This is a genomic window from Photorhabdus sp. CRCIA-P01 (assembly GCF_003545805.1).
GTDB classification, from domain to species: domain Bacteria; phylum Pseudomonadota; class Gammaproteobacteria; order Enterobacterales; family Enterobacteriaceae; genus Photorhabdus; species Photorhabdus antumapuensis.
On record NZ_NMQR01000098.1, the window covers coordinates 1 to 5,083 of the forward strand.

A 5,083-nucleotide genomic window follows, 5' to 3' on the forward strand; every position below is an offset into this window, starting at 1 on the left:
AGCAAAACAGACAGGTCATTCTTCATACTCCATGGTATATCTTCACCCAGAGCTTTATCGATCGCCTGATGAACCAACATACTGTTGGCCGGGATATCACCGTATTTCTCTTTGCAGGCAGCAGGATCTGACGCACAGGTAACAATTAATTCATTACGCTGTTTCAAACTCAGATCTTCCATTTCTTTTACGATCTGCTGGCAGTCACCGCGCGCCTCACACCCTTTTGCCCTGGCCGCAAAATCCGTTATCTGGTCAGCACTCAGGAAGTTATTCTCAATCGCATTCTTCCCGGCCTGCGCGCCAGTGAGCGCGCTGGCGCTGGAATCACCGGCAATGCCGCCGGCCAGCCCGGCTGCCAGAGTAGAAAGGGTGCTGACAGTTTGTTTCTGCTCCTCCGTTAACTCACTGACTTTGGCCCCGTCGCCGTAAAGCTGTTTTATCAGTACCTGAGCCGCCAGTTCACCCGAAGCAGCACCGGCTGCCCCCGACAAGGCGTTGTTACCACTGACTTCCGCCGCCACGGCACCCAAAATCGCATGGGACAGCGTATTGGTGGCAATATCCACCTGATGGGTTTGCGGGTCAGTCGTTAGATCTTTAATCACCCCGGCCAGATACGGTGACGCGCCGCCAGCCAGCGCCTGACCGAGATTGTTCCCCGCCAGGCCCTGAATCGCTGCCGTGGCCGCCTGTAACGCTTTTTGATATTTGCCGCCGGTTCCCAGGCCGGAGTCATTCAGCGCCTGCGTGTAAGCGGTGTCATAGATTTGTTGATTGATATCCGCCGAAGTCGGGTGTTGATTCCCTGCGTTGATCAACTTTTCTCTGGCATCGGCTTTGTCCTGTTCACTGATATGATTGAGCTTCGCTTTCGCCGCTTGGGTGGCGATAATTTTCCCTTCGGTCCCGGCTATCTCGGTCATCTGGGCGCTGAGTTCGCCAATCAGTTGCGCCTGTTTCAGCCGCTGCTGTGCTTTTTCCTTATCAAATATCGGACTCAAGACATTGGCGGCGTTATCGGTATCACGGCTTAAGTTCGCGATATCCTGCGTTTGGTGGTCCTTATCTCGGATAATCAGGGTGCCGTCACTGACCGCAGCGTGCGTGGTACTGCTGTCATGACCCTGATTATGAGCCCCCGTCAGCGCATTAACCGCCAGATTATTGAGGACCTGCCCGGCGGTTGGTTGACCAAGGCTGACACCCGCACTCTGCTGTTCGACAGTAAAGTCCGCTTTATTTTGAATATCTTTAAAGCCCAGTGTCCCGGTGTTGAGGGTGTTTTTGGCTTTGTCAGCTTGACTCGCTATCACCGCACCGTCCAGTTGGGTATGGTCGCCGACGTTAACCTGATAGCCGCCTTTACCGGCAAACAACCCGGTCTGCTCCTGCACGCTGTCATAGTTGCTGTGCAGTTTGTTGCGGCTGGCATTGAGGCTTGCTGTACCGTTGGTGAGGGGCCCTACGGTGGTACTGACGCCCGCGCTGGCGTTGTGTTGCTGGCTGTCATAGCGGTTACTGTCCTGCTCGCTACTTAATGCCAGGTTACGTTTCACCGTCGTCGTAATCTGTTCGCCGCTGACTTGTGCCCCTTTCAGCGTCGTATCCCGGCCACTGTTGAGGGTAATGGTCTGTCCTGCGTTTAATGTGGTGTTATTGTGGCTGACGCCGTTGCCGTTTTCACGGCCGTTGCCCCGACTGACATTGGCCGAAACATTCAGACCGGTGCCCCCCGGTCCGGCGGTCAGGCCCACGCCCAGCGAGCTGCCGTGGCTGCTGTTCGTACCGGTGGTCTGTTCGGTGTTCTGGCTGGACGAGAGCGTAATATCCCGACTGGCATTGAGTTGCAGGTCTTTACCCGCCTGTAACTGGCTGCCCTGAACGCGGATATCGCCGTTCAGACCTGATGTCCCTTTATCGTCACCGTGAGCCGTTATCGTGAGATTATCCCCGGCAGTGAGATGGCTGCCCTGTTGGGTGGTCTGACGGGACTGCTGTTCTGAACGGGAAGACTGGCGACCGTAGGACAGGCTAACCCCGGCCAGGTTGTTATTGCTGCTGTTGTCGCTGCCCTGAGCTTCCGCCAGTCGGGCGGCCTGCGTCGCTTGTACTCCGCTCAGCGCGGCTTTGGTGTTCTGTAACGCTTTCAGGCGCGGGTCGGCAGTCTGTTGCGCTTCATGGGCCGTTTGCACGGCGCTGTTGATAGCACCTCCTGCGGCGCCGCTCAGCGCTACCGTCAGGCCGCTTTGTTTTTGTTCGGTTTTTGTTGTGGTGTTATTGCGGTTTTCCGCACTGGTGACCGTGACCTGTTGACCGGTCAGCGTCAGGTCTTTACCGGCAATCACTTCACTGCCGTGAACCCGGAGTTGTTCTCCCGCGTTGAGCGTCACGTTGCCCTGACTGCTGCCGACCGTGCTGCCTTTGCTAAGCTGGCTGTCACTGTCGGTGGTGACTTTCTGACTGGCTTTGCCCAGAGTAAATCCAATCCCGCCGGTCCCCATCAGGCCCGATTTTTTCTCCTGCCGTAAATGGGTTTCACCGTGAGATTCGGCGGCGGTGGTGACGGTAAGCTGCTGACCGGCGCTCAGGCTGACATCCTGCGTGCCCGCGACATGGCTGCCGCGGATATGCAGGTCTTTTCCGGCCTGTAGATTGACCTTATCGCCGCTGAATGTGGTACTGAGTGCCTGCCGGTCATGCACTTCGTCGTGGGTTTCCACTGACGACTTCGACAGCCAGCCTTTGCTGGTTTGTTTACTGTGTTCCACTAAATCGGATGAAGCGGTACCGGTTGTCAATGTCAGGTTATTCCCGGCCTGCGCCGTCAGGTGTTGACCGGCATTGACGTGGGCAGCGGTGGCGGTCAAATCCTGTCCGGCTTGCAGGGTTACATCACCGGCGCCGGTTATCCGGCTGCCGATATCCTGTTGTTGGGTCAGATGGCGATAGTTATCTTTCCCCCAATTCCCCTGTTCTGTACGGTTTGTGCTTAGGGTATCCAGCGTCAGGTTATGGCCTGCCGTTATCTCGGTGCGACCGTCTTTACCGGCGTTTTTGATGTCACTGGCGGTTAATTGGACATTGTTGATGGCGCTCAGCGATAAGGTGCCTTTATCGTTCTGCACATAAATGCCCGCCGGACGGTCCAGCCAGCGGTTAGCCTCATCCCCGCGTAACGTAGACGCGCTGGTGATATCGTGGCCTCGCAAGGTCACCCGGTCATCTCCCTGAATCTGGCCGCCCCGGTTGGCGAGCGTCTGTTGGGCCGTCACATCCACTTTGCCGCCGCGAATAAAGCCGCTGTTGGTCAGATTGTTGGCGGTCAGTTGGGTGACGTCACGCCCGCTAATCGTACCGCTGTTGGTAATATCGCCCTGATTGTTGAGGGCCACGGAATTACCGGCGAGTAGGGCGCCATCACTGCTCAGGTCGCCCTGACGGACACGCGCATACACCTGCGGCACGGTCACCACTTCGGTAGTCCCATCCGGCAAGGTCACGGTTTGGTTAGTCAGCCAGATAATATCCGAAGTCAGCAGCGCCATCTGCGCCGGGCTTAAGGCGACGCCCGGCGTTAACTGTTGCTGTTGGCCAAAGGCAATTCCGGCATCCATCAGCGCTTTAAACTGTGCTTCGTCGTTGTTGTAGCCGGGCAAATAACGCCGGCCGGTCAGTTGGGTGATTTGGTCCCGCACCAGCCGCTGTTCGTAGAACCCATCCCCCAGGCGTTTGTGGACCAGCGCCGGGTCATGCGTTAATTGTTGCCGCATATAGTCCGAGCCTAACCACTGTTTATACTGGGTAAATTTCGGGTCGGTCTCGACCAGATAGTGGCTGTCACTGCCCGGCTGCACCGTATACAGGCTGTTATCCGGCAAGCGGGTATTGGGGGTCACTACACGTATCACCGGGTCGATTGTTTGCCCTTTCACCGTTTCCGGGGGCAAACTCAGTTCAAATGGCTGGCCGGGGGGCAAGACCAAAGGCTGGTCGTTTATCCCGCTCACCGGTTTGACCGACGTGGGGGCATCGTGTATCTGACCGGTCTGTCGGTCCGTAATCGTGATATCGGTGCTCTGTGGACGGGTATGCTCCTGCCAGGCCAGCGTTTTCAGGTCAAGGGTTTCTATCACCGGGGCCGGGTTATAACCACTGCGACTTTTCCCCTGAGAAGTTTTGGTACCCCGTACTCTGGGCTTACGTCGTTTCTTTTTCGCATACCAGTGAGTCTGGCGACCTTTATCGGTGGTGATACGTTCGCCCTGAGTCGCTATATTGTGCAGTTCACCGATTTCCCCGTCCAGCACGCCGCCCGCCACGATTTGGCTGTCGTGATTGGTGACTTTCGCACTGTTCAGCGTGATATTGCCGCCCGCCAGAATTTTACCGGGGTCACTCTGTTTAACCTGTGTTTCATTCACGGTGCGGGTGTACTGATATTCGTAAAAGTCATTACTGCGGCTGCCGTCCGGCATGATGGCATCGTGCACGTCGTATTTGTTGTGGCGGGAAGTGTCTACTTGAGACCAGTCATAGCGGGTGGTCTGGCCGCTCAGTACCGCGTCGTGATGTGGCGATTTTTCCGTTTCGACGACCTGCGTCACCAGACCGGCGTTGGTGTTGTTCATCTGCTCGGCCTGAATCTTCAAATTATTCCCGGCTTCAATTGTCGCGGCGTGGTTATTGAGCTCACGTGCTTGACCGGTGGCTGTCAGGTTGTTGTCCAACCGGCCGCCAATGTGCATATCGCCCACGCTGTAAATCTGGGCATGATGCTGGTTGTTGAGTATCCCAGTGCCGATATCCAGCCGGTCACGCGCGGCAATCACGGCGGCTTTGCCGTCCTGCGCGGTGTTATTCAGCGTGCCCGTCTGGAGGGCGAGCCGGTCGCCGTAAATGCGCCCGGTGCCGGTATTGTTCAGGGTGTTGGCCGTGAGATGGGTCAGACCGCCGTCAATCAATCCGGTATTGTTCAGCGTATCGTGGACCTGGATTTGCGTTTGCCCGGCGCTGATTTCACCGGCGGCGCTGTTGGTGAGATTTTGCGCACCAAGATGCAGCGCCTGACCGGCTTTTATCT

Annotated in this window: 1 protein-coding gene; it reads right to left on the bottom strand. The window is 56.8% G+C overall.

Translation table 11 applies throughout. From position 1 onward, the window contains the following. Window positions 1-5,083, bottom strand: a 5,083-nt coding sequence (locus tag D3222_RS23415; RefSeq protein WP_369973536.1) for a hemagglutinin repeat-containing protein, incomplete at both ends; no start/stop codon positions are given.